At 64.4% G+C, this 23,834-nt stretch carries 26 protein-coding genes; 13 read left to right on the forward strand and 13 right to left on the reverse strand.

The genetic code is table 11. The features are described from left to right. Positions 1-67: 67 nt before the first annotated feature. The 5 genes from PVV74_RS09995 to PVV74_RS10015 all read left to right on the forward strand — a co-directional run bounded on the left by PVV74_RS09995 (position 68) and on the right by PVV74_RS10015 (position 2,550). Positions 68-481: an Hsp20 family protein gene (locus tag PVV74_RS09995; RefSeq protein WP_103763281.1), complete on the forward strand. Its 414-nt coding sequence runs from the start codon at positions 68-70 to the stop codon at positions 479-481. 5 nt (positions 482-486) lie between these two features. Beyond that, positions 487-714: a DUF1150 family protein gene (locus PVV74_RS10000; RefSeq protein ID WP_152475776.1), complete on the forward strand. Its 228-nt coding sequence runs from the start codon at positions 487-489 to the stop codon at positions 712-714. A 113-nt stretch (positions 715-827) separates the two neighbouring features. After that, positions 828-1,703, forward strand: coding sequence for a TIGR01459 family HAD-type hydrolase (locus tag PVV74_RS10005; RefSeq protein WP_103763279.1), 876 nt, complete (start codon positions 828-830; stop codon positions 1,701-1,703). A 114-nt stretch (positions 1,704-1,817) separates the two neighbouring features. Beyond that, entirely contained in the window at positions 1,818-2,261 is a 444-nt protein-coding gene (locus tag PVV74_RS10010) for a MaoC family dehydratase (RefSeq protein WP_103763448.1), read from the forward strand. A gap of 106 nt (positions 2,262-2,367) precedes the next feature. Next, positions 2,368-2,550, forward strand: a complete 183-nt coding sequence (locus PVV74_RS10015; protein WP_103763278.1) for a hypothetical protein — start codon at positions 2,368-2,370, stop codon at positions 2,548-2,550. Between the two features lie 18 nt (positions 2,551-2,568). On the opposite strand, the gene PVV74_RS10020 is transcribed toward PVV74_RS10015, so the two are convergent. Continuing rightward, the gene (locus PVV74_RS10020; protein ID WP_274593064.1) at positions 2,569-3,195 is read right to left on the reverse strand and encodes a glutathione S-transferase family protein; all 627 of its coding nucleotides are present in this window, start codon (positions 3,193-3,195) and stop codon (positions 2,569-2,571) included. 122 nt (positions 3,196-3,317) lie between these two features. On the opposite strand from PVV74_RS10020, the gene PVV74_RS10025 reads away from it, so the two are divergent. Genes PVV74_RS10025 through PVV74_RS10035 form a run of 3 tightly spaced genes read left to right on the forward strand, consistent with a single transcriptional unit; the run spans position 3,318 to position 5,766 of the window. After that, the gene (locus tag PVV74_RS10025) at positions 3,318-4,244 is read left to right on the forward strand and encodes a bifunctional riboflavin kinase/FAD synthetase (RefSeq protein ID WP_274593065.1); all 927 of its coding nucleotides are present in this window, start codon (positions 3,318-3,320) and stop codon (positions 4,242-4,244) included. Continuing rightward, complete coding sequence (locus PVV74_RS10030; RefSeq protein WP_103763275.1) at positions 4,241-4,729, forward strand: YcgN family cysteine cluster protein; 489 nt, start codon at positions 4,241-4,243, stop codon at positions 4,727-4,729. The genes PVV74_RS10025 and PVV74_RS10030 overlap by 4 nt, the downstream gene beginning before the upstream one ends. After that, positions 4,720-5,766 (forward strand): threonine aldolase family protein, encoded by a 1,047-nt coding sequence (locus PVV74_RS10035; RefSeq protein ID WP_274593066.1) that lies wholly within the window; start codon positions 4,720-4,722, stop codon positions 5,764-5,766. The genes PVV74_RS10030 and PVV74_RS10035 overlap by 10 nt, the downstream gene beginning before the upstream one ends. Positions 5,767-5,775: 9 nt before the next feature. Here the strand turns inward: PVV74_RS10035 and PVV74_RS10040 are convergent, their stop codons facing one another. Both PVV74_RS10040 and PVV74_RS10045 read right to left on the reverse strand, forming a co-directional pair. Beyond that, positions 5,776-6,177 carry a DUF2177 family protein gene (locus PVV74_RS10040; RefSeq protein ID WP_274593067.1) on the reverse strand — a complete coding sequence of 134 codons (402 nt, stop codon included), beginning with the start codon at positions 6,175-6,177 and terminating at the stop codon, positions 5,776-5,778. A gap of 97 nt (positions 6,178-6,274) precedes the next feature. Further along, positions 6,275-7,081 carry an alpha/beta fold hydrolase gene (locus tag PVV74_RS10045; RefSeq protein WP_274593068.1) on the reverse strand — a complete coding sequence of 269 codons (807 nt, stop codon included), beginning with the start codon at positions 7,079-7,081 and terminating at the stop codon, positions 6,275-6,277. Positions 7,082-7,255: 174 nt separating this feature from the next. Here PVV74_RS10045 and PVV74_RS10050 point away from each other — a divergent pair, with 174 nt between their 5' ends. Continuing rightward, positions 7,256-8,272, forward strand: coding sequence for a ribose-phosphate pyrophosphokinase (locus tag PVV74_RS10050; RefSeq protein ID WP_103763271.1), 1,017 nt, complete (start codon positions 7,256-7,258; stop codon positions 8,270-8,272). A 116-nt stretch (positions 8,273-8,388) separates the two neighbouring features. Here the strand turns inward: PVV74_RS10050 and PVV74_RS10055 are convergent, their stop codons facing one another. The 6 genes from PVV74_RS10055 to PVV74_RS10080 form a co-directional block, all read right to left on the reverse strand. Next, positions 8,389-8,739, reverse strand: coding sequence for an H-type lectin domain-containing protein (locus PVV74_RS10055; RefSeq protein WP_103763270.1), 351 nt, complete (start codon positions 8,737-8,739; stop codon positions 8,389-8,391). A 124-nt stretch (positions 8,740-8,863) separates the two neighbouring features. After that, a complete protein-coding gene (locus PVV74_RS10060; protein ID WP_274593069.1) occupies positions 8,864-9,307 on the reverse strand; it encodes a F0F1 ATP synthase subunit epsilon in 444 nt (147 codons plus the stop codon). A 75-nt stretch (positions 9,308-9,382) separates the two neighbouring features. Then, entirely contained in the window at positions 9,383-10,807 is a 1,425-nt protein-coding gene (atpD, locus tag PVV74_RS10065; protein WP_103763268.1) for a F0F1 ATP synthase subunit beta, read from the reverse strand. Between the two features lie 20 nt (positions 10,808-10,827). Further along, positions 10,828-11,712 (reverse strand): F0F1 ATP synthase subunit gamma, encoded by an 885-nt coding sequence (locus PVV74_RS10070; RefSeq protein ID WP_274593070.1) that lies wholly within the window; start codon positions 11,710-11,712, stop codon positions 10,828-10,830. Between the two features lie 15 nt (positions 11,713-11,727). Next, positions 11,728-13,266 (reverse strand): F0F1 ATP synthase subunit alpha, encoded by a 1,539-nt coding sequence (gene atpA / locus PVV74_RS10075; protein ID WP_103763266.1) that lies wholly within the window; start codon positions 13,264-13,266, stop codon positions 11,728-11,730. After that, a complete protein-coding gene (locus PVV74_RS10080; protein WP_103763265.1) occupies positions 13,267-13,833 on the reverse strand; it encodes a F0F1 ATP synthase subunit delta in 567 nt (188 codons plus the stop codon). Between the two features lie 404 nt (positions 13,834-14,237). Between PVV74_RS10080 and PVV74_RS10085 the strand changes: the two genes are divergently transcribed. Further along, a complete protein-coding gene (locus tag PVV74_RS10085; RefSeq protein WP_103763264.1) occupies positions 14,238-14,597 on the forward strand; it encodes a VanZ family protein in 360 nt (119 codons plus the stop codon). On the opposite strand, the gene PVV74_RS10090 is transcribed toward PVV74_RS10085, so the two are convergent. Continuing rightward, positions 14,594-15,346, reverse strand: coding sequence for a class I SAM-dependent methyltransferase (locus PVV74_RS10090; RefSeq protein ID WP_103763263.1), 753 nt, complete (start codon positions 15,344-15,346; stop codon positions 14,594-14,596). The two genes, PVV74_RS10085 and PVV74_RS10090, sit on opposite strands and share 4 nt — an antisense overlap. A 64-nt stretch (positions 15,347-15,410) precedes the next feature. On the opposite strand from PVV74_RS10090, the gene gloB reads away from it, so the two are divergent. From gloB to PVV74_RS10105, 3 genes are all read left to right on the forward strand, one after another. Further along, on the forward strand, positions 15,411-16,178 hold the full coding sequence (gene gloB / locus PVV74_RS10095) for a hydroxyacylglutathione hydrolase (RefSeq protein WP_274593071.1): 768 nt from the start codon (positions 15,411-15,413) through the stop codon (positions 16,176-16,178). A 188-nt stretch (positions 16,179-16,366) separates the two neighbouring features. After that, complete coding sequence (gene clpA, locus PVV74_RS10100) at positions 16,367-18,700, forward strand: ATP-dependent Clp protease ATP-binding subunit ClpA (RefSeq protein ID WP_103763261.1); 2,334 nt, start codon at positions 16,367-16,369, stop codon at positions 18,698-18,700. Between the two features lie 45 nt (positions 18,701-18,745). Further along, positions 18,746-19,768 carry a M23 family metallopeptidase gene (locus tag PVV74_RS10105; protein ID WP_274593072.1) on the forward strand — a complete coding sequence of 341 codons (1,023 nt, stop codon included), beginning with the start codon at positions 18,746-18,748 and terminating at the stop codon, positions 19,766-19,768. Positions 19,769-19,799: 31 nt separating this feature from the next. On the opposite strand, the gene PVV74_RS10110 is transcribed toward PVV74_RS10105, so the two are convergent. The 3 genes from PVV74_RS10110 to PVV74_RS10120 form a co-directional block, all read right to left on the reverse strand. Beyond that, positions 19,800-21,914, reverse strand: a complete 2,115-nt coding sequence (locus tag PVV74_RS10110; protein ID WP_274593073.1) for a peptidoglycan -binding protein — start codon at positions 21,912-21,914, stop codon at positions 19,800-19,802. A 3-nt stretch (positions 21,915-21,917) separates the two neighbouring features. Continuing rightward, positions 21,918-23,141 (reverse strand): biopolymer transporter ExbB, encoded by a 1,224-nt coding sequence (locus PVV74_RS10115; RefSeq protein ID WP_245890476.1) that lies wholly within the window; start codon positions 23,139-23,141, stop codon positions 21,918-21,920. 103 nt (positions 23,142-23,244) lie between these two features. Continuing rightward, positions 23,245-23,775: a gamma-glutamylcyclotransferase gene (locus tag PVV74_RS10120; protein WP_170067193.1), complete on the reverse strand. Its 531-nt coding sequence runs from the start codon at positions 23,773-23,775 to the stop codon at positions 23,245-23,247. Positions 23,776-23,834 lie beyond the last annotated feature (59 nt).

The raw sequence follows: 23,834 nt of genomic DNA on the forward strand, positions 1-23,834 counted from the left end.
TGCAAGAGGTCGCCGCGAACGGGGCCTTCACATACGGACTGTCGCTTGACTGCATAAGGACACGCCCATGACAAAGCACACGATGGGATCGCACCCCTACATGCTCGGCTTCGAGCAGCTTGAGCGCCTGCTGGAACGCAGCGCCAAGTCGGGAAACGAAGGCTACCCGCCTTTCAACATCGAACAGACCTCCGAGAATTCCTATCGGATCACGCTGGCCGTGGCCGGATTCGCCGACGGAGACCTGTCGATCACGCTGGAAGACCGCCAATTGGTGATCCGCGGACGCCAGCGGGACGATGCGGATGGACGCGTCTATCTGCATCGCGGCATCGCCGCCCGCCAGTTCCAGCGCAGCTTCGTGCTGGCCGACGGGGTCGAAGTGGGCGAGGCGATCATGGAAAACGGGCTGTTGCACGTCGACCTGACCCGCGCCGCACCAGAAACGGTGGTTCAGACCATCAAGATAAACAAGGGGTAAATAGTATGGAAACGCAGTACGAATTCGATCACGAGGCCGAGCGTCCCATCGTCTATGTCCGTCAGGTCAACGCCGAGGATCTGCCCGAGGACATGCGCGAGCAGGTGGGCGAGCTGGAAACGCTCTACGCCGTGCACAACGAGGAAGGCGAGCGCCTGGCGCTTGTCGCCGACCGCAAGATGGCCTTCGTTCTGGCCCGCCAGAACGACCTCGATCCGGTCGCCGTGCACTGATACGCCCAATCCCGTTTCGGCCCGCATCCCGGGCCGAAACCCCGGCTGGTCAAACAGCCCCTTCGCTGGCATACGGTTTTCGACACTTAACGACGCGAAAGGCCCGTATCGCAGTGACCCAGATCATCACTTCCCTCTCCGAAATCTCCGGCAATTACGACGCGCTTTTCGTCGACCTTTGGGGCTGTGTGCATAACGGCGTCACCGCCTACCCGGACGCGGTCGAGGCGCTGATGACCTACCGCGCCGATGGCGGCACGGTGGTGCTGGTCACCAACTCCCCCAAGCCCCGCGCCGGCGTCGAATCCCAACTCGAAAGCTTCGGCGTGCCCGCGTCCTGCTATGACGCCATTGCCACGTCCGGCGACAGCGCCCGCGCCGCGATGTATCGCGGGATGGTCGGCCGCAAGGTGTGGTTCATGGGCGAATGGGCGCGCGATGCGGGCTTTTTCGAACCGCTGGAAGTCATCGACAACCCCGTCGAGATCGAGCGCGTTGACCTGAAAGACGCCGAAGGCATCGTCTGCTGCGGTCCCAACGACACGATGGCCGATCCCGAAACAAATCGCGCCGATTTCCTCTATGCCAAGCAGAAGGGCCTGAAACTGCTTTGCGCCAACCCCGACATCATCGTTGATCGTGGCGACGTGCGCGAATGGTGCGCGGGGGCGCTCGCCCGGCTTTACACCGAAATGGGCGGCGAAAGCCTCTATTTCGGCAAACCGCACCCGCCGATCTACGACCTCGCCCGCCGTCGCCTTTCGGCCTTGGGCAAGGATATCTCCAGCGACGGCATCCTCGCCATCGGCGACGGCATCGCCACCGACATCCAGGGCGCAACGGGCGAGGATATCGATTCTCTCTTCATCACCGGCGGGCTGGCGGCGGACGAAACCAAAACGTCGCACCAGCCCGACCCGCAGGCGCTAACCGCTTACCTGCAAAAGGAAATGTCGTCTCCGACCTACGCCATCGGCAAACTGCGCTGACAAAATAACCCTTGATTTTCTGCGCCTGCAAAGTAATAAAGTTGCATCCTTACCTATCGTATGGTGTTATTTATTGCGCACCCGTTAGGGGCGCAGGTGGAAATGGAGGGTCTGATGTTGGACAACATGCCGCGCGGAACGATCACGATCGAAGAGATCGAAATGGGAATGACCCGGTCGCTGCGCAAAGTGGTGACCGACGAGGACATTCGCATGTTCGCCGAGGTCTCGACCGACCATAACCCGGTGCACATGGACGACGATTATGCCCGCGACACCATCTTCGAGGGGCGCATCGCCCACGGGATGCTCACGGCCGGCCTGATATCTGCGGTGATCGGAGAACAGCTTCCGGGGCACGGCACCGTCTACATGGGCCAGACCCTGAAATTCCTCGGCCCCGTGCGCCCCGGCGACATGGTCGAGGCCGAGGTCGAGGTGACCGCCATCGACTACGCCAAGCGCCGCGTGACGCTGGAAACCCGCTGCCTCGTGGACGGCAAGAAGGTCCTCGTGGGCGAGGCGACAGTGCTGGCCCCGACCGGCAAGTTTGACTGAGCCGCGTACAACCGCCCGGCGATAGATCGCCGCGCGTCACACGACCGGAACACGAATCGTGTATAGTGCGTTTCACAATTGGACAACCAGAGGGAGGACCCAACCGATGGATGCAATCCAGACAGCCGAATACGCCCGCGCGCTGCTGAGCGCGCACGGCCCCAAGGCCGAGGCCGAGGCCGCGCGAAAAATGCGCGAGTCGCAGGACGCCGGACGCAAGTCAGAGGCCGACAGTTGGGCTGCCATCCGCCAGGCCGTGATGCAGCGGCGCGGCCCCAGTCAGACCTGAGGCACGCGCCACGGGCGATCAGCCCATATCGGGCTCGGTCGCCTTGAAGCTTTCGATCTCCTGCATCGGCGTCCACCACCGCGCCAGCTTGCCGGTGATGATGTTGTCGGCCTCGGGCGTCAGCGACACGTAATAGATCATCGGCGCCAGCATGTAGTCCGCCAGCGTCGGCTCCTTGCCGCAGATGAACGGATCGGCCCAGTCCATCAGCAGCGCGTTCAGCGTCTGCGAGTCCGCAAGGCTTTTCGACAGGGCATCGTCATTCTTGCCGCCGATCAGCTCGGGGAACAGGTGATAGCCCGCCGCCGCCATCAGGGCGTCGTACCCATAGCTGGTGAAAACGCTGATCGCCTCGTTCATCTTCGCCCGCGCCTTGGGATCGTCCGGCACAAGGCTCGGCCCCTTGCCCGTCTCGTCGATGTAGCGGCAGATCGCGTCGCACTCGCGCAGGCGCATATCGTCGATGTCCATGACCGGCACCTTGCCGAAGGGATGCCGCTTCAAGTGCTCGGGCTGTTTGGGCTCGCCTTCCAGCACGTTCACATGCACCTGGTCATAGTCAATCTCGTTGTCCATCAGGACCATGCGCGCCGTCCGCACATACGTCGATCCGTCGAAACCGTAAAGCACGGGTTTGTCGGCCATTCATTCTCTCCAATCATCTTGTTGCTGCTGCATGAACGCATAAGAACGGTTTGCGTTTCTTTCAAACTGAATGCGCGGCACCGCCTCTTGATCACCCCCCCGCATCCGGCTACCCCTGCGCCATGCGCATCATCCGCGATTACACCTTCATTGATCCCGAAGACCGGGGCGCCTCCGTCGCCATCGGCAATTTCGATGGTGTGCATCTGGGCCACCAATCCGTGATCGACCTCGCCCGCAAGGGCGACGGTCCTCTTGGTGTGCTGACGTTCGAGCCGCACCCGCGCGAGTATTTCGCCCCCGACGCGCCGCCCTTCCGCCTGATGGGCCACGAGGCGCGCGCCAACCGCCTCGCCAAGCTGGGCGTCGAACGGCTTTATGAGCTCAACTTCAATGCCGCCCTCGCCAGCCTCACACCCGAGGAGTTCGCGCGCAACGTCATCGCCGACGGTCTGGGCCTGACGCATGTGGTCGTCGGCGCCGATTTCTGCTTCGGCAAGGGCCGCGCCGGCAATTCCGCCGACCTGCAGCGGTTCGGGCAGGACATGGGCTTCGACGTCACCATCGCCACGCTTCTCGAAGGCGACGATGGCCAAGTCTCCTCCACCGCCATCCGCGCCGCCCTGAGCGAGGGCCGCCCGCGCGACGCCGCCGCCATGCTGGGCCACTGGCACCGCATCGACGGGCCTGTCATCGGCGGCGAACAGCGCGGCCGCGACCTCGGCTATCCCACCGCCAACATGTCCATCGAAGGGCTGCACCCGCCCCGCTTCGGCGTCTATGCCGTGCTGGTCGACGTGCTGGACGGCCCGCACCGGGGCCACTACCACGGCGCGGCGTCCCTCGGCACGCGCCCGATGTTCCAGGGCGAAGTCCCCAATATCGAGACCTTCCTCTTCGATTTCGCCGGCGACCTCTACGGCGCCGACCTGTCCGTGGCCCTCGTCGAATACCTTCGCCCCGAGGAAACTTTCGACAGCCTGGAGGCCTTCATCGCCCAGATGGACGCCGACTGCGACCGCGCCCGCGCGATCCTGGCCGCCATATGACCGACACCTCCGATCCCATCGACCGCTCCGGCCTGCGCCCGCGCTACTGGGAAACCGTGCCGCTGGACCGCATGACCCAAAAGGAATGGGAAGCGCTCTGCGATGGCTGCGGCAAATGCTGCCTCAACAAGCTCGAGGACGAGGACACCGGCGAGGTCGCGCTGACCCGCATCGCTTGCCGCCTGTTCGACGACAGCACCTGCCGCTGCGCCAATTACGACATCCGGCACCAGTTCGTGCCCGAATGCATCTCGCTCTCGCCCAAGAATATCGAAGGCAGCCTCTACTGGCTGCCGGAAACCTGCGCCTACAAGCTCCTCTGGACCGGCAAGCCGCTTTACGACTGGCACCCGCTCATCTCCGGCACACCCGACAGTGTGCACGCCGCCGGGGTTTCGGTGCAGAACGCCACCCTGCCCGAGTTCGAGATCTCGGAGGACGAGTGGGAAGAGCACCTGATAGAGGAACCCCTGGGATGCGACTAGGCTCCGACAACACCGGCCCCGCCCTGCCCCAGGTGATGGAAGCGCTGGCCCGCGCCAACGAAGGCCACGCCACGCCCTACGGCGCCGACGCGCTCACCGACGCCGCCCGCGACAAGGTGCGCGAGGTCTTCGCCGCCCCCGACGCGGCGGTCGAGTTCGTCACCACCGGCACAGCGGCGAATGTTCTGGCGCTCGCCAACCTGACCCAGCCATGGCAGACCATCTTTTGCACGCCCCGCGCCCACATACTCGTCGATGAATGTCACGCGCCCGAGTTCTACACCGGCGGCGCCCGCCTGACCCTTACGGGACACGAAGACAAGATGACGGCCGGCGATCTCGCCGCCGCCATCTCCGCCCTGCCTGCCCGCGACGTCCACGCGTCCGAGGCGGGAACGGTCGCGCTCACGCAGGTCACCGAGATGGGCCAGCTCTACACGCTGGACGAGCTGCGCGGCCTTACCAACGTCGCCCATGCCCACGGACTTTCGGTGCATCTCGACGGCGCGCGCTTTGCCAATGCATGCGCCGCCCTCGGCTGCACCGCCGCCCAGATGAGCCATGAGGCCGGCATTGACGCCGTCTCCTTCGGCGCGTCCAAGAACGGTTGCCTGAATGTCGAGGCTGTCGTCATGTTCGACCCGGGCCACGCGTGGGAATTGGAACGCCGCCGCAAGCGTGGCGGACACCTCGTGTCCAAGGGCCGCTTCCTGGCCGCGCAAATGCTGGGGTATCTCGAAAACGATGTCTGGCTGACCTCGGCACAGCGCGCTAACGCCAACGCCGCCCGCCTTGTCGCGGGCCTGCGCGCCTTGCCCGGCTGCACTTTTATCGCCGAACCGCAGGCCAACATGATCTTCGCCCGCCTGCCCCGCGCCACGCACCAGCGCCTGCACGCGGGCGGCGCGGTCTACGGCCTCTACGAAGGACCTTTGGAAGATGGCGACCCGGACGAACCACTCCTGATGCGCTGCGTCTGCGACTGGTCCCTCACAGACGAGCAGATCGACGACTTCCTGGCGCTCGTCAAAGGCTGACGCGGACCCTCAGGCCCACCACCGCGCCACCGCGACACCCACCGTGGCCGACGTGCCCGTCAGCAGCGTGCCCCAGGTAAAGTCCGTGGCGACCATCCGCCACGTCCAATCCTTCAGCGTCGCAAGGTTGGTAAACTCGTAAGTGCCATAGCCCATCGCCCCGATCAGCGCCGCGGTGCCAAACACCCACAGCAGCGTCCGCTCCTGCTGGATCGCGGGCCAGCTGACGAACCACAGCACGCAGAAGATATAGAAGGCGTAGAAAACGACCGCCGGCCCCATGCGCGGGCTGTCCAGCAGCAGGCCCTTGACGTCCTTCTCGAAGGTCGGCTTGATCAGGTAACTCAGGCCCAGGTAATCCAGCCCGAGGAAAACCGCGAAGGTCACGACGTAAAGAATGGCGATGGTCATGCTTGGCCTCCAGACCGGTTGAACGCGGCCCGAACCGCGCCGGTTCCTGCCGCCCCTCAAGAGCTAGCGTGAAAACCTTCAGGGCAACGCTTCTGCGTCACACGTTGCGCAGGAATCGCAGGATTTCCGCACTCACCTGCCGCGCATGGGTCAGCGGCACCATGTGCCCCGCCCCGGCCATGACCGCGCGCTCGGCCTTTGGCAATCGCGCCGCCAGCCCTTCGTTGATCGCACCGATGATGGCGGGCGAGGCGGTGCCTTCGATCAGCAGCACGGGCTGGGTCACGCCCTGCAGGACACCGGGCGCCAACAGGCTCCCCACATCGTCGTACAGCGCGGCATGCCCCGCCTCGATCAGCGACATCTGCGTCGCCAGCCGGTCGCGCTCCGCCGAACTCAGGCTCTCCCACTCGGTGCCGTTCCCCCAGACCGACAGGAACGCCCGCGCCGCCGCATGTCCGTCACCAGCTTTCATGCCGTCGGTGAACCCGGCCATCTGCGCCGCGAAGCCCTCCCGCATCTGCGGGCGATCGGTCAGCGCCACGGCAAAGAACACCGGCTCGATCAGGACCAGAGACCGCACCAGCTCGGGCCGCATGACCGCCAGCCGCAACGCCACCGTCGCACCAAAGGAATGCCCGATCACATGCGCCGGACCATCAGCCAAGTCGGCGGCAATCTTCGCCGTCACCTCTTGGATCTCGCCGCGCCCGTCCCAGTCGCCGCTGCGCCCGTGCCCGGGCATATCGAACGCCGTCAGGGTCAGCGCCCCCGACAGGTGCCGCGCCAGCGCGCCCCACGTGCCCGAATGCGCCAGCGAACAATGGATGGCCAACGCTGGCTGCGGCCCTTGCCCGAACGTCGTCCAATACGTCGGAAACCCGGCTTTCAACGCCTCAGGCATCGCGCGTCACGGGGGCATCTGCGGGGAAATGCGGCAGGGTGCGTCTCATTTTCATGGCCTTTCGCGGCATTCGGCACCCTCGCCCAATGCATGTCTTTGCCAGACGTGCCACCCATGCTAATCGGTGTCAACGTCACGAATCTGTCAAGATCGACCACCCGGGGACCCTTTCACATGTCAGTCACTCACGAGCCGAAGCTCATTTCCGGCAACGCCAACATGCCGTTGGCCACAGCCGTCTCGCGCCGCATGTCCATGCATCGCGGCGTCAATGTCGGGCTCGTCGATGCCCGCGTCGAACGCTTCAACGACGGCGAGATCTTCGTCGAGGTATTCGAGAATGTCCGCGGCGAGGACATGTTCATCATCCAGCCGACGTCCAATCCGGCCAACGACAACCTGATGGAACTGCTGATCATGTCCGACGCGCTGCGCCGCTCGTCGGCCAAGCGCATCACCGCCGTCATCCCCTATTTCGGCTACGCCCGGCAGGATCGCCGCACCAAGGCCCGCACGCCCATTTCGGCCAAGCTGGTGGCCAACATGATCGTCGAGGCCGGCATCGAACGGGTCCTGACGATGGACCTGCATGCCGCCCAGATCCAGGGCTTCTTCGACATCCCCGTCGACAACCTCTACGCCTCTCCGGTCTTCGCGCTCGACGTGATGACCCAGTTCCGCGACCACCTCGACGACGTCATGATCGTGTCGCCCGATGTCGGCGGCGTGGCCCGCGCCCGGGAACTCGCCAAGCGGATCAATGCGCCCCTCAGCATCGTGGACAAACGGCGCGAAAAGGCCGGCGAAGTGGCCGAGATGACCGTGATCGGCGAGGTCACCGACAAAATCTGCGTGATCGTCGACGACATGTGCGACACCGCCGGCACCATGTGCAAGGCTGCCCAGCACCTGATGGACAACGGCGCACGCGAGGTTCACGCCTACACGACCCACGGCGTCATGTCCGGCCCGGCGGTCGAGCGGATCACCAACTCGGTGCTGAAATCCATGGTCATCACCGACACGATCCAGCCCACCGAGGCGGTCAAGAACACCCCCAACATCCGCATCATCCCCACCGCCCCGGTCTTTGCCCAGGCAATCCTGAACATCTGGAACGGCACGTCCGTCTCGTCGCTCTTCGAGACCCCGACGCTGGAGCCCATCTACGAAGGCCAGTTCGGCACCTGAGCCTGATCCGATCGAGTGGCTGAGCCACGCTCTATTGTTTGATTGGGGCCAGAGGAAAAGGCATGCCCGCGCGTCTTCCTCTGGCGAAAATTATCCCGCCGGAGGCCCGAAACTCTTCAGTAGAGCTGCCAGTCGTCCTCGTGCGGGACGGCGCCGATCGCCATCCACCGGATGCGGGCGCGGGCCACGCGCGTGTCACCCCATGTGCGGAAAACCACATCGAACCCCGTTGCGGCCACGTTCTCGGCGGTCACGTCCGCGCGGGCGTTCGTCGCGCTTGCCATGTCCCACATCGACAGGCTGACATGCACCGAAGGCGGCTCTTTGAAAGCCGTCCCGAATTTCACCTTGCGGCGGCGTTCGCGGGCGCCGGTGCCGGTCCACATCTCGCCACCATCCTCGTAGTCGGAGAACAGGACGTCGTCGCCCTGTTCAATCCCCATGGTCTGATTGACAAGATACTTCATCTACCGCCGCGCGCCGTCACACAATTCGTTCTAATATCGCTTTTCGGCGAAATTGCGAAACAAAAAGGAAAAGGGCCCGACATTTGTGGGCCCTTTACGAAACATGTCTTTTGCCCGACCGCGCTCAGGGAGCGGGGACCTTGGACGAGGTCGAAAGACCGATCTGGTCGCCCATCGCCACCATGTCGGACAGCAGTTTCGCCGCGTCGTCCACCGGGCCGGGCTCGTTGACGAAGGTTTCCTGCGCTTTGGCCAGACGGTCGGTAGCCTCGTCGACCATCTTCTGAAACTCGTCCTGCGTCATGTCCTCGCGCGGAAGCGCGCGTTCGGCCAAGACCGAGATCGAGTCGGCGTTGATCTCGGCGAAACCACCGGTGACGACATACTCCTTGTCGCCCTCCGGGCCGGACACGCTGACGACACCGGGGCGCAGCGTCGTGATCAGCGGCGCGTGGTCGGCCATCGCCGTCATGTCGCCGTCGCTGCCAGGGATCTGCACCTGCGTCACCTCGATCGACGCCAGCAGGCGCTCGGGGCTCACCAGGTCGAATTGCACTGTATCAGCCATATTGGCCTCCGTTTCTGTCGCGCCAGGCTTCTCCCACCCCGCGGACCGGTCCGTAGGGTGGGTGAAAACCCACGCTTATGCGGCGTCCGCGGCCATCTTCTCGGCCTTGGCTTTCACGTCGTCGATGCCGCCGACCATGTAGAACGCCCCTTCGGGCAGGTGGTCGTATTCGCCGGCAACCACGGCCTTGAAGGACGCGATCGTGTCTTCCAGCGGCACCTGGATGCCGTCCGAGCCGGTGAACACCTTGGCCACGTCGAAGGGCTGGCTGAGGAAGCGCTGGATCTTCCGGGCGCGGGCCACGGTCAGCTTATCTTCCTCGGACAATTCGTCCATGCCAAGGATCGCGATGATGTCCTGCAGCGACTTGTAGCGTTGCAGGATCCCCTGCACGTCACGCGCCACCTTGTAGTGCTCCTCGCCCACGATCTGCGGGTCCATGAGACGCGAGTTGGAGTCGAGCGGGTCCACCGCCGGGTAGATGCCCAGCTCCGAAATTGCACGGCTCAGAACGGTCGTGGCGTCGAGGTGGGCAAAGGTCGTGGCCGGCGCGGGGTCGGTAAGGTCGTCCGCGGGCACGTACACGGCCTGGATCGAGGTGATCGATCCCTGCTTCGTCGAGGTGATGCGTTCCTGCATCGCGCCCATGTCCGTCGCCAGCGTCGGCTGGTAGCCCACCGCCGAGGGGATACGGCCGAGCAGAGCCGACACCTCGGAGCCCGCCTGCGTGAAGCGGAAGATGTTGTCCACGAAGAACAGAACGTCGGTCCCCGACGCGTCGCGGAACTGTTCGGCCAGCGTCAGGCCGGTCAGGGCGACACGGGCACGCGCACCCGGCGGTTCGTTCATCTGGCCGTAGACCAGTGCCACCTGGGAGTTTTCCAGGTTCTCGGGGTCGATCACGTTCGACTCGATCATCTCGTGGTACAGGTCGTTACCCTCACGGGTCCGCTCGCCCACACCGGCGAAGACCGAGTAGCCCGAGTGCACCTTGGCGATGTTGTTGATCAGTTCCATGATCAGAACCGTCTTGCCCACGCCGGCGCCGCCGAAGAGGCCGATCTTGCCGCCCTTGGCGTAAGGCGCCAGCAGGTCGACGACCTTGATGCCGGTGACCAGGATTTCCGACTCGGTCGACTGTTCCTCGAACTCGGGTGCGGGCTGGTGGATCGCGCGGGTCTCTTTCGCCTTGATCGGCGCGCCCTCGTCCACCGGCTCGCCGATGACGTTCAGGATGCGGCCCAGGGTGGCGTCGCCCACCGGCACGCTGATCGGGCCGTCGGTGTCGGTCACTTCCTGGCCGCGCACCAAGCCCTCGGTGGAGTCCATGGCGATCGTGCGCACGGTGCTTTCGCCAAGGTGCTGCGCCACTTCGAGGACCAGCCGCTTGCCGTTGTTGTCGGTTTCCAGCGCGTTCAGGATCTCGGGCAGGTGGTCGGTGAACTGCACGTCCACCACGGCGCCGATCACCTGGGTGATTTTGCCTTTTGCTTTGGCCATTGTCGTCTCTCCGGTTGTTCTTAAAGCGCCTCGGCGCCCGAAATAATTTCAATCAGCTCGTTGGTGATCACGGCCTGACGCGAGCGGTTGTACTCGATGGTCAGGTCCTCGATCATCTCGCCGGCGTTGCGCGTCGCGTTGTCCATGGCCGACATCCGTGCGCCCTGTTCGCTGGCACTGTTCTCCAGCAGGCCGCTGAAGATCGCGGTCGCCACGCCACGGGGCAGCAGGTCGCGCAGGATCGCGTCCTCGTCGGGCTCGTAATCGTAGACCGTGCCGGCATCGTCCGACTCTTCGGCCGCTGCTTCGTCGACCTCGAAGGGGATCACCTGCTTTATCGTCGGCTTCTGGCTGACCACGTTCTCGAACTCCGAGAAGAAGATCTTGCAAACGTCGAATTCGCCCTGGTCAAACAGGTCCAGCACCCTCTGCGCGATCGCCTGCGCGTCGGCATAGCCCACGTTCTTGACGTCCGACAGATCGACATGGTCGATGAACAGATCCGCAAAGTCACGCTTCAGCGCGTCGCGGCCCTTCTTGCCCACGGTGATGACCTTCACGGTCTTGCCATCCGCCTGCAGCTTGTTGATCTCGCCCCGCGCCAGCTTGGCGATGTTGGCGTTGAACCCACCGCACAGACCGCGCTCGGCGGTCATCACCACCAGCAGATGCACGTCGTCCTTGCCCGTCCCGCGCAGCAAAGGCGGCGCGTTCTCGGCGTCGCCCGCCGCGGCGGCCAGCTTGGACATCACGGCGTTGAACCGCTCGGCATAGGGGCGGGCCATTTCGGCCGCATCCTGGGCCCGCCGCAGTTTCGCGGCGGCCACCATCTGCATGGCCTTGGTGATCTTGCGGGTCGATTTGACCGACTCGATCCTGTTTTTTAGGTCCTTCAGACTCGGCATTGCCTCGTCACCCCCTTATCCGAAGTCGGCTGCGAACTCTTCGATGGCCGACTTGAGCTTGTCTTCGGCGTCGCCCTTGATCTTGGGATCCTCGTTAGTGATCCAGTCAAGAACGTCCTTACGCTTGCTGCGCATGTGGTTCAGCAGACCATCCTCGAACCGGCCAACCTGGTCGACCTTGATCTTGTCGAGGTACCCGTTGGTGCCCGCGTAGATGACGCAGACGATCTCGGCGTTGGTCAGCGGCGAATACTGCGGCTGCTTCATCAGCTCGGTCAGACGCTCGCCCCGGTTCAGCAGCTGCTGGGTCGAGGCGTCGAGGTCCGAACCGAACTGGGCGAAGGCCGCCATCTCACGGTACTGGGCCAGTGACAGTTTCACCGGACCCGCAACCGACTTCATCGCGTTGGTCTGGGCCGAAGAGCCCACGCGCGACACTGACAGACCGGTGTTCACGGCGGGGCGGATGCCCTGGTAGAACAGTTCCGTTTCCAGGAAGATCTGACCGTCGGTGATCGAGATCACGTTGGTCGGAATAAACGCCGACACGTCGCCGCCTTGGGTCTCGATGATCGGCAGCGCCGTCAGCGAGCCCGAGCCGTTGTCCTCGTTCAGCTTCGCCGAACGCTCCAGCAGACGGGAGTGCAGGTAGAAAACGTCACCCGGATAGGCTTCGCGGCCCGGCGGGCGGCGCAGCAGCAGCGACATCTGGCGATAGGCCACGGCCTGTTTCGACAGGTCATCGTACACGATCAGCGCGTGGCGGCCGTTGTCGCGGAAGTGCTCCGCCATGGCGGTCGCCGAATAGGGCGCCAGGAACTGCATCGGCGCGGGGTCGGAAGCGGTGGCGGCCACGACGATGGAGTATTCCATCGCGCCGGCTTCTTCCAGCTTCTTCACCAGCTGCGCCACGGTCGACCGCTTCTGGCCAACGGCGACGTAGACGCAGTAAAGTTTCTTGCTCTCGTCGTCACCGGCCGCGTCGTTATACGACTTCTGGTTCAGCATCGTATCGAGCGCGATTGCGGTCTTGCCGGTCTGGCGGTCGCCAATGATCAGCTCGCGCTGGCCACGGCCAACAGGGATCATCGCGTCGACCGATTTCAGGCCGGTTGCCATCGGTTCATGAACCGATTTACGCGGGATGATGCCCGGCGCTTTCACGTCGGCAACGCCGCGGCTCTTGGCCTTGATCGGGCCCTTGCCGTCCAGCGGGTTGCCCAGGCCGTCCACGACCCGTCCCAGCAGCTCGTCACCGATCGGAACGTCCACGATCGACTTGGTGCGCTTGACGGTGTCGCCTTCCTTGATGTCGCGGTCCGAACCGAAGATCACGACACCGACGTTGTCGTTTTCCAGGTTCAGCGCCATGCCCATGATGTTGCCGGGGAATTCCACCAGCTCACCGGCCTGCACATTGTCGAGGCCGTGCACACGGGCAATCCCGTCACCGACTGACAGCACGCGACCCACCTCGGCAACTTCGGCCTCCTGGCCGAAATTCTTGATCTGGTCCTTAAGGATCGCAGAAATCTCTGCAGCTTGGATACCCATTTATCCGACCTCTTTCATTGCATTCTGTAGGGAATTGAGGCGCGAACGGATCGACGTGTCGATCATCTTCGAGCCCACCTTTACGACAAGACCGCCAATGAGGCTTTCATCGACGGTCGCATTGATCTTCACGTCTTTTCCGACGGTGCTTTTCAGCGTCTCGGCCAGCTTCTTCGACTGCGCGTCGGTCAGCTTGACGGCGCTGGTCACATCGGCGGTCACTTCGCCCTTGTGGTCCGCGATACGCTCGTTCAGCTGGCGCACCAGTTGCGGCACCGCGAACAGGCGGCGTTTCTGCGCCATCAGCGCCAGGCCGTTCTTCAGTTCGGGCACGAGCCCCATCTTGTCCGCAACCGCCGTGATGGCGCGTTCCTGGTCTTCCCGGCTGACAACCGGGCTGCTGAGCAGGTCACGCAGATCGGCACTGTCATCAAGAGCGGCGGAAAGATCGGCGAGGTTCGTTTCAAGCTTGTCCAGCGAGTTGGCATCTTTGGAAAGCTCGAAAATGGCAGTGGCATAGCGTTCGGCAATGCCGGAGGAGATCGAAGCTGGTTCGGACACGTCCACCCTTCCGATAGTTCTGACCCCGGCTCGACAAAAGACGGCGCAAAGGCCGTCTTTACCAGGGTGGTTAGAGACGATGAAACTCGCGAGACATCGATTTTCGTGGGCGGTTTAGCAGACCGTTGTGAACCTCGCAAGCCAGCAGGACGGACTAAGACCCCAGTGGTCGCCCTTACTTTTCAATGGCTTACGGGCTCTGCGACCGAATGCGCAATTTTATTGCGACAAAAATCGTAACTTTTCGTCGCTTTTTTGCGATTCCTTCCTGCGCAACCTGCACAGAAGTCAGGCATCAAAGGGTTTTGGCGCATCAAAAGCCGTTAACGCTACCACACTCTCAAGCACGCGCATGTGCGCCCACTTTCTTCCACGTTGCACAGCGTGCTCCATCTCCCTAAGGACGCCTGATGACCCGTCCCGCCCCCTTCAGTCTACGTCTCGCCCACGTCCTGACCCTGGCGCTCGCGCTCGGCATCCTTGTCACCACGCTTTGGCCGTCGCACGGGCACCCCCCGCCGTTCACATTGCACGACAAGGTGCTTCACCTTCTGGCCTTCGCGGCCCTGATCCTGCCCATGGCCGTGACCGAACCGCGCCGCGCCCTGCGCCTCGCGCCCGTCTACATCGCGTTCGGCGCGGCGATCGAGGTGATCCAGCCAGCCTTCGGGCGCGGCGCCGAATGGCTGGACCTGCTGGCCGATGCGCTCGGCGTCGGGCTGGGCCTCGCCCTGGGGTGGGGGTTTCGCGCAGCCTTCCGGCGCCGTTAAACCGGCTTCGCCTCCGGTTTCGGCTTCGGCGCCAGCACCCCCAGCGGACTGCGCACCGTGTCCCGGATGGCCGAGCCGCGATCGGTCGGCGCGTGCACCCGTTTGGTGGCCTGCACGATCAACACCCCACCTTTCAGCACCACTGACAGCTTGCCGCCCATGTTTTCCCACATGCCCGCCGTCTTGCGCCAGAATTTCCGGTGCGACGGCGGCTGGTAAAGCGCGGTCACATGCCGCTCGGGCAGGAAATTGCGGGTCTTCAGCTGCGCCTCCAACTGGCTCTGGCTATAGGGCCGCCCGTACCCGAACGGCGTCCGGTCACTGCGCGACCACAGCCCGGCGCGGTTCGGCACCACGAACAGAGCCGATCCCCCCGGCCCCAGCACCCGCCAGCATTCCTCCAACAGTTCACCTGGCCGCTCACAGGTCTCCAGCCCATGCACCAGCATCAGCTTGTCGACCCGCCCCGTTTCCAGCGGCCACAGCGTTTCCTCGCACAAAACGCTGATATTGGGCTTGTCCGCGGGCCAGTGGATCACGCCCTGCGGCGCGGGCATCAGCGCGATCACCCGCCGGCTGTCTTTCAGGTAGGGCCGCAGGAACGGCACGGCAAAGCCGTAACCGGCCACTGTCTGCCCCTTCGCTTCGGGCCACAGCGCCCTGATCTCGGCGCCCACGGTTTTCTGCACCGCACGCCCCAGCTGGTTGCGGTAATAGAAATTCCTCAGGTCCTGCACATCCAGATGCATTGCAGCCCGCGCCTCGATCCGTCACTCTCGGGGCAAACATAACCACGAATTCAAGGATGGACCAATGACATTGCAGATCGAAACCGTCCCGTGCCTTTCGGACAACTACGCCTTCCTCGCCCACGACCCCGAAACCGGCGACACCGCCGTCGTCGATGTCCCCGAGGCCGCGCCGATCCTCAAGGCGCTGGCCGACAAGGGCTGGTCCGCCACGCATGTGCTGATCACCCACCACCATGCCGACCACGTGCAGGGCCTGGACGAGCTACTGGCCAAACATGACGCAAAGGTCGTCGGCCACGCCGCCGACGCCTCCCGCCTGCCAAAACTCGATATCGCGCTGAATGACGGCGATACGGTCACCATCGGCTCCGACACCGGCACCGTCATGGATGTCTCGGGTCACACCATCGGCCACATCGCCTTTCACTTCCCCGACAGCAAGGTCGCCTTCACCGCCGACAGCCTGATGGCCCTGGGCTGTGGCCGCGTCTTCGAGGGCACCATGCCGCAAATGTGGGACAGCCTGTCGAAGCTGGCCGCCCTGCCGCCCGACACGACCATCTGCTCGGGCCATGAATACACCGCCGCCAACGGGCGTTTCGCGGTCACTATTGATCCCGACAATCCGGCGCTTATATCAAGGGTCAAGGCGGTCGAAGCGGCTCGCGATCAAGGGAAACCGACCGTTCCCTCCACCCTGTCCGAAGAACTGGCCACCAACCCCTTCCTGCGTGCCACCGATCCCGCCGTGCAGGCGCATCTGGGCATGACGGGCGCCGACGCCGCCGACGTGTTCGCCGAAATCCGCACCCGAAAGGACAATTTCTAGGCGCGCCCACGCGGGCTGGCCAAATTGTCACGGCATGGCCTGTAAAAGCAGCTTTTGTAAGATAGGAAAGGGAAAAGTGAACGGGTTTGGGAAAAAAGTCCTTGAAGGCTGGCCTGTATCGACCAAACTTTAATCATATAAGGCGAAGGTCGTCGGACCGGCCCTAGCCCAAGCAGAGGGAGCACACCGTGCCGTCATTCTCGAACACCCTTGAACAGGCAATCCACGCCGCATTGGCCCTGGCCAATGCACGGCAACATGAATTCGCGACGCTGGAACACCTCCTGCTCGCCCTGATCGACGAGCCCGATGCGGCCCGCGTGATGAAGGCGTGCAGTGTCGATACCGAGGACCTGCGCACCACGCTGGTCGAATTCATCGACGATGACCTGTCCAACCTCGTCACCGACATCGAAGGCTCCGAGGCGGTTCCGACCGCCGCCTTCCAGCGCGTTATCCAGCGCGCCGCCATCCATGTGCAATCCTCCGGCCGCACCGAGGTCACGGGCGCCAACGTGCTCGTCGCCATCTTCGCCGAGCGCGAGTCGAACGCCGCCTACTTCCTTCAGGAACAGGACATGACCCGCTACGACGCGGTCAACTTCATCGCCCATGGCGTCGCCAAGGACCCCGCCTACGGCGAATCCCGCCCGGTGCAGGGCGTGGGCGAGGAAGAATCCGAATCCGCCAAGTCCTCCACGGAGGGCGAGCAGGTGGAGAATGGCGAATCCGCGCTGGCCAAATATTGCGTCGATCTGAACGAGAAATCCCGCCAGGGCGATGTCGACCCCCTGATTGGCCGCGACAGCGAGGTCGAGCGCTGCATCCAGGTGCTCTGCCGCCGCCGCAAGAACAACCCGCTTCTGGTGGGCGATCCCGGCGTGGGCAAGACCGCCATCGCCGAAGGCCTGGCGCACAAGATCGTCGGCGGCCAGACACCCAAGGTCCTGTCCAAGACAACCATCTTCTCGCTCGACATGGGCGCGCTCCTTGCGGGCACGCGCTACCGCGGTGATTTCGAGGAACGGCTCAAGGCCGTCATGACCGAGCTTGAGGAACATCCCGACGCGGTGCTCTTCATCGACGAGATTCACACCGTCATCGGCGCCGGCGCCACCTCTGGCGGCGCGATGGACGCCTCCAACCTGCTGAAGCCCGCGCTTCAAGGCGGCAAGCTGCGTTGCATGGGCTCCACCACGTTCAAGGAGTTCCGCCAGCATTTCGAGAAGGACCGCGCCCTTTCCCGCCGGTTCCAGAAAATCGACGTGGTCGAACCCACGGTCGATGACGCGATCAAGATCCTCAAGGGCCTCAAGCCCTATTTCGAGGAGCATCACAGCGTGAAGTACACCGCAGAGGCCATCAAGTCCGCGGTGGACCTTTCGGCGCGCTACATCAACGACCGCAAGCTGCCCGACAAGGCCATCGATGTCATCGACGAAGCCGGTGCCGCACAGCATCTCGTGGCGGCCTCCAAGCGACGCAAGTCAATCGGCCCCAAGGAGATCGAGAATGTCGTGGCCAAGATTGCCCGCATTCCCCCGAAAAACGTCTCCAAGGACGATGCCGCGGTTCTCAAGGATCTCGAAGGCTCGCTCAAACGCGTCGTCTTCGGTCAGGACACTGCGATCGAGGCGCTGTCGGCGGCGATCAAGCTGTCCCGGGCCGGTCTGCGCGAGCCTGAAAAGCCCATCGGCAACTACCTCTTCGCCGGCCCCACCGGCGTGGGCAAGACCGAGGTGGCGCAACAGCTGGCCGATACGCTGGGCGTGGAACTTCTGCGCTTCGACATGTCCGAATACATGGAGAAACACGCTGTCTCGCGCCTCATTGGCGCACCTCCGGGCTATGTCGGCTTCGACCAGGGCGGCCTTCTGACCGATGGCGTCGACCAGCACCCGCATTGCGTGCTGCTGCTGGACGAGATCGAAAAGGCTCACCCGGACGTGTTCAACATCCTTCTGCAGGTGATGGACCACGGCAACCTGACCGATCACAACGGCCGCACGGTGAACTTCCGCAACGTGGTCCTGATCATGACCTCGAACGCCGGCGCCACCGAGCTTGCCAAGTCGGCCATCGGCTTTGGCCGCGACAGCCGCGAGGGCGAAGATACCGCCGCGATCGAACGCACCTTCACGCCGGAATTCCGCAACCGGCTGGATGCGGTCATCTCCTTCGGCGCGCTGCCCAAGGATGTCATCCTGCAAGTGGTCGAAAAGTTCGTGCTGCAACTCGAGGCGCAGCTGATGGATCGCAACGTGACCATCGAACTGACGAAGCCCGCCGCCGAATGGCTGGCCGACAAGGGCTACGATGACAAGATGGGCGCGCGTCCGCTTGGCCGCGTGATCCAGGAACACATCAAGAAGCCGCTGGCAGAAGAACTGCTGTTCGGCAAGCTCGCCAAGGGCGGTGTGGTCAAGGTCGGCGTCAAGGACGGCCAGATCGACCTGCGCATCGAAGGGCCGGAGCATCCGCGCCTTTCGGGCAAGAAGCCGCCGTTACTCACGGCCGAGTGACACCGGCGCAGGCTTTGCGATAGACTACATGACGGGCGGCATCCAATGCCGCCCGTTTTCCGTTCGACCAGCCTGCGAGATGACCCCGTGCCGACACGCCTCTCCCTTGCCGTCCTTGCCATCGCCCTGCTGACCACACCTGCCCTGGCCGAGCCGCCCACGCTCGCGCTGCCCATCGACTGCGCCCTGGGCCAGACCTGCTATATCGAGGATTACGTCGACCTCGACCCCGGCCCGGGCCAGCACGACTTCATGTGCAGCCTCAAAAGCCGCGACGGCCACCGCGGCACCGACATTCACCTGCTCTCGTTCGAGGCGATGGATCAGGGCGTCAACGTCCTCGCCGCCGCCCCGGGCCGCGTCGCCGCCCTGCGCGATGGGATGGAAGACACCCCCGTGACCGAAGAGACCCGCGACGCCATCGCAGGCCGGGAATGCGGCAATGCCGTGCGCATCGACCACGGCAGCGGCTGGCAGACACTCTATTGCCACATGAAAAAGGGCTCTATCGCCGTGACCGAAGGACAGGAGGTCGACAGCGGCACGCCCTTGGGTCAAATCGGCCTCAGCGGCCTCACCAACGCGCCCCACATCCACCTTTCGGTCCTCAAGGACGGCGAGGTGATCGACCCGTTCCTGCCCGAGGCCGAGCCGGGCACCTGCGGCACCGCCACCGGCCCGGGCCTTTGGGAAAGCGCCCTGCCCTATGACCGCGCCGGGCTTTTCACCGCCGGCTTCTCCACCGCCGTGCCGGAATTCGATGCCGTGAAATCCGGCGACGCCCGCGTGTCCGAGACCACCCCCGACATGCCGCTGGTGCTCTACGGTCACGTCTTCTACGCCCAACCGGGCGACACCATGCGCGTCACGGCGTCCGGCCCCGAAGGCGAAATCTTCACCCATTCCGAAACGCTCAACGCCCCGCAGGCCCAGCTTTTCCGCGCCTATGGCCGCCGCGCCCCCGAGGGCGGCTGGCCCCCCGGTGCCTATCGCGGCTACGTGACGCTGGAACGGTACAGCCAGGTGCTGGCCAACCGCCACGCCGACATCATCGTTCTGGCCGAGTAGCGCCAACGGGGTGTTCGCGACAGGCTCGCGCCTACTTCTCCGTCAGCTTCAGCTCGATCCGCCGGTTCTGCGCCCGCGCCTCGGGGGTGTCGGCGGGGTTGACCGGCTGGTACTGTCCGAACCCGTTGGCTGACAAACGCTCCGGCGGCAGGCCCAGGAAATCCACAAGGTAGCGCACCACCGACAGTGCCCGCTGCTGGCTTAGCTCCCAGTTGTCCTCGAACCGCGCGCCCGCGCGCACCGGCACGTTGTCGGTGTGCCCGTCCACCTGGATCACCCAGTCGATATCCTCGGGAATATTCTCGGCCACCGTGCGCAGGATGTCCGCCACCTTCGCCAATTCCCCTTCACCCGCGTCCGACAGGCGCGCTTCACCCTGTGCGAACAGTACTTCGGACGAGAAGACGAAGCGGTCGCCCACGATCCGCACGCCTTCCTGTTCTTCCAGCAACTGCCGCAACCGGCCAAAGAACTCCGACCGGAACTTCTCAAGGTCCGCACGTTCCGCCTCCAGCCGCTTGCGCTCGGCTTCCTCCAGTTCGCGCCGCCGCCGTTCCTCGGCCGCCACCCGCGCCAGCGCGGTGTTCAACTCGTTGCCCAGCGATTGCAGCTGCACTTCCGATGCGGCCTCGCGCGCCTTGGCATCGTCCAGAAGCGCCTGCAACTGCCCCAACTGATCACGCAATGCGCGCACCTGCTGGTTCAGCAGCGCCTCTTCCTCTTGCGCCTCGTCGGCCAACGAACGCTGCCGGTCCAGCTCCGCCTGCACCTGCCCCAGCATCGCCGCCCGCTGCTCGGCTTCCGTCAGCCGCGCTTCGGCCTCCTCTTCGGCGGCCAGCTTCGCGGCCAGGGCCGCGGCCAGCTGCGCGCGCACATCTTCCGCCGACATGGCCTCCGCCGTGGCCGCCTCGTTCGCCGCCATCAAAGACGCGATCCGCTTGTCGCGCGCCTGCACATCTGCCTCCAGCGCCTCGACTTGTCGCCTCAAATCCGCGATCAGATCGGCATTCTCCACCGCCTCGTTCTCGGCGGCGGTCTTGGCCGCCAATGCCTCGGCCAACCGCTCTTCCAGACTTGCCGCGGTCTGCGCCACCTCGCCGCTTTCCTTACTCAAGGCGGCCAGTTCCGCTTCGGTCTCGCTCAGCCGAAGCTGCAACTCCTCGGCCCGCACCGTCTCGGCCTCCATATCCGCCAGCGCCTGCGCCAGTTCCGCCTCGACAGAGTTCAACTGAGAGCGGGTCACCTCCTGTCCGCTCTCGGCCTCCGTCAACGCGGCTTCGGCCTCCTGCTGCGCCATCAGCGCCGCCGCCAGCCGCACGTCCAGATCCTCCTGCGCGTCCTCGGCCGCGGCCAGCATGGCCAGCGTTTCCTCGGCTTTCCTGCGCTGTTCCTCCAGCGCCAGCGTCATCGCCGTCAGCTCCGCATCCGCGTTTTCCAAACGATCACGCAGCGCCTCCGCCGCAGCCGCCTCGGCCAGCCGCGCCTTCTCTTCGTCCGACAATTGCGCCTGCAAACCCTCGACCTGCGCGGTCAGCTCCGCCTGCGCCGCCTCATCCGCCTCGGCCTCGCCGCGCAATTCCGCGATCATCGCCTCCAGCGCATCGGCCTGCGCCGCCGCCAACCGTGCGGCTTCTTCCTGCGCATCGAACTCGTCGCGCAAACCCGCCAATGCCAGCTGCAGCTGCTCCTGCTCGCTCAGCAACTCTTCGCGCTGGCCTTCCAGGTCCGCAATCGTGCCAAGGTTTTCGTCGCGCTGCGCCAACAGCCCCGCCACCTGTTCCTCGAAACTGGCGATCCGGGCCTCTGCCTCGGCGATCTGCGATTCCTGTGCCGCGATCAGCGCCGCCTGCTGTTCCTGCCGTTCCCGCGCATCGCCCAGCGTCGCGGTCAGCGCACCCACCCGCTCGGTCAGCGTGGCGTTGCGGTCCTGTTCCAACCCCAGCGCCCGGCTCAGCGCCGCCACTTCGGACGACAGCTCGTCCAGCCGGCTTTCCTGTCCGCTGATCGTCTCGCGCAAAACGAACTGCACCACCATGAAGATGGTCAGCACGAACATCAGCACCAGCAGAAGGCCCGTCATCGCATCCACGAATCCCGGCCAGATAGAGGCCTGGAATCGTGCGCCGGTGCGCCGTGACAGGGCCATCGCCTAGCTCCCCTGCTCCCGCTCGGTGCGGCGCAGTGCCCGTGGCGCCGCATCGCTTCGCCCATGGCTCGACGCCAACTGCCCGATCGCCCGCGACAGCGAATTCAGGTCGGTGCGCAACTCGCTCATGCTTTCCTGCCGCCCGGCGCTGATTTCCTCCAGGATGCGCAACATCTGCACGTCGATCGACCGCAGCCGCATCCGGCTTTCCGCGTCGATCCCACCGCTCTCGCCCTCGTGGCTCGCCATCTGCCGGATCAGCTCTTCCTGCCCGTCCGCCACCCGCGACAACGCGTCATGCAGGGGCGCGCTATCGGTCAGACGCGCGGTCAGCTTCTCCATCGAATCCGCCAGAAGCCCCAGCTTTTCGTCCACCATCGCGCGGCTTACGTCGGATTGCGTCAGCATCAGCTGCAGGCTCTCCATCTGCTCGCCCATGTGGTCGACGACGCTGGCCATCACGCCCGCCTCGCTGCCGCCCTCGCCGTCACCCGACGCAAGACCGACCCGCGTGATCGTCGACATCCACTCTTCCAACTCGCGGTAAAACCGGTTCTGCCCGTGCCCCGCGAAGAGCTCCAGAAGGCCCACCACCAGCGACCCGGCAAGGCCCAGGAGCGAACTGGCAAAGGCCACGCCCATGCCGCCCAACTGCGATTCCAGCCCGGTCATCAGGCGGTTGAACACGTCCACGCCTTCCTCGCCGTCCTGCGGGGCCAAGCTGCGGATCGTGTCCACCACCGCCGGCACCGTCGTGGCCAGGCCATAGAACGTCCCCAAAAGACCGAGGAAAATCAACATGCTGGTGATGTAGCGCGTGATCTCCCGTGCCTCGTCGATCCGCTGTGCCACCGAGTCGAGGATCGACCGCGCCGAGCCCGACGCGATCTTCATCCGCTTGCCGCGCTGCTTCAGCAGGGTCGCCAGGGGTGCCAGCAGCAGCGGCGCCTTGATATCCTGGGGTGTTTCCCGTTCTTGGACAAACCCCTCGATCCAGCGCACCGAACCGATCAGCTGGTACATCTGCCAGAAACAGGCCACCACCCCGATCACAAAGACGAACAGGATGAACCCGTTCAGGTACGGGTTGGCCTGGAACACCGGCAATACCCGCGGCAGCGCGAAGAACGCGCCAAGCCCCGTCAGGGCCAGCACGATCAGCATCAGCGTGATCTGCCTCACGGGGTGTGAAAAGTTGGGCTCGACCTCACGGTCCGGCTGGTCCATCTGGACGGCTCCCGGCGCGGTTATTGTTTGGCGACACCCTACGCGTTAACCACTTTGAAGCCAAGGTTTTAAAGCGTTTGCCGCACCTTCGCCGCAGGTTTGCTCAGACCCCGATCCCCTTCACCCGCCGCACCAGCCAGTCCAGTTCGGGATCAACGATGCCCAGCTCCTCCAGATGCGCGACGGTCTGGAAAAGATACTCGTGGTTCGGCCCCCGCCCGCCATGCGCGCGCGCGATGATCCGGGCCTGTTCCTCCAGGTCCAGCCCGCCGCAATACTGCACGTGATCGGCGTCGATGACATAGGTCAGCGCCCGCACCTGCCGCCCGTCGCGCAGCATGATGTCCAGCTCTTTCTCAAGATAGGCCGCCGACACCAGTTCCCGCTCGCGCAGATAGGCCAGCACCTTGTCCTCTTCGTCCTCGTGCACCGCCAGCGCCACACCCCGGCACAGCGCATCCGGGCTTTCGTCCAGCGCCAGCACAAGGCCGGGGTTCTCCTCGGTGCCGCGGTGGTGGATCGAGCGCATGCAGAAGCTGCGATGATAGCCCGGCAAGGCGGCCAGCACGCGCTGCACCGGCGTGAAGCCGGGGTTCCACACCAGCGACCCATAGCCGAAAACCCACATCGTCATTTTTCCGCTCCTTGCGCTTTCCCCTGCCCCCTAATCACTTTAAATACCACTCGGCAAGG

The organism is Roseovarius sp. SK2 (assembly GCF_028807495.1).
GTDB lineage: Bacteria > Pseudomonadota > Alphaproteobacteria > Rhodobacterales > Rhodobacteraceae > Roseovarius > Roseovarius confluentis.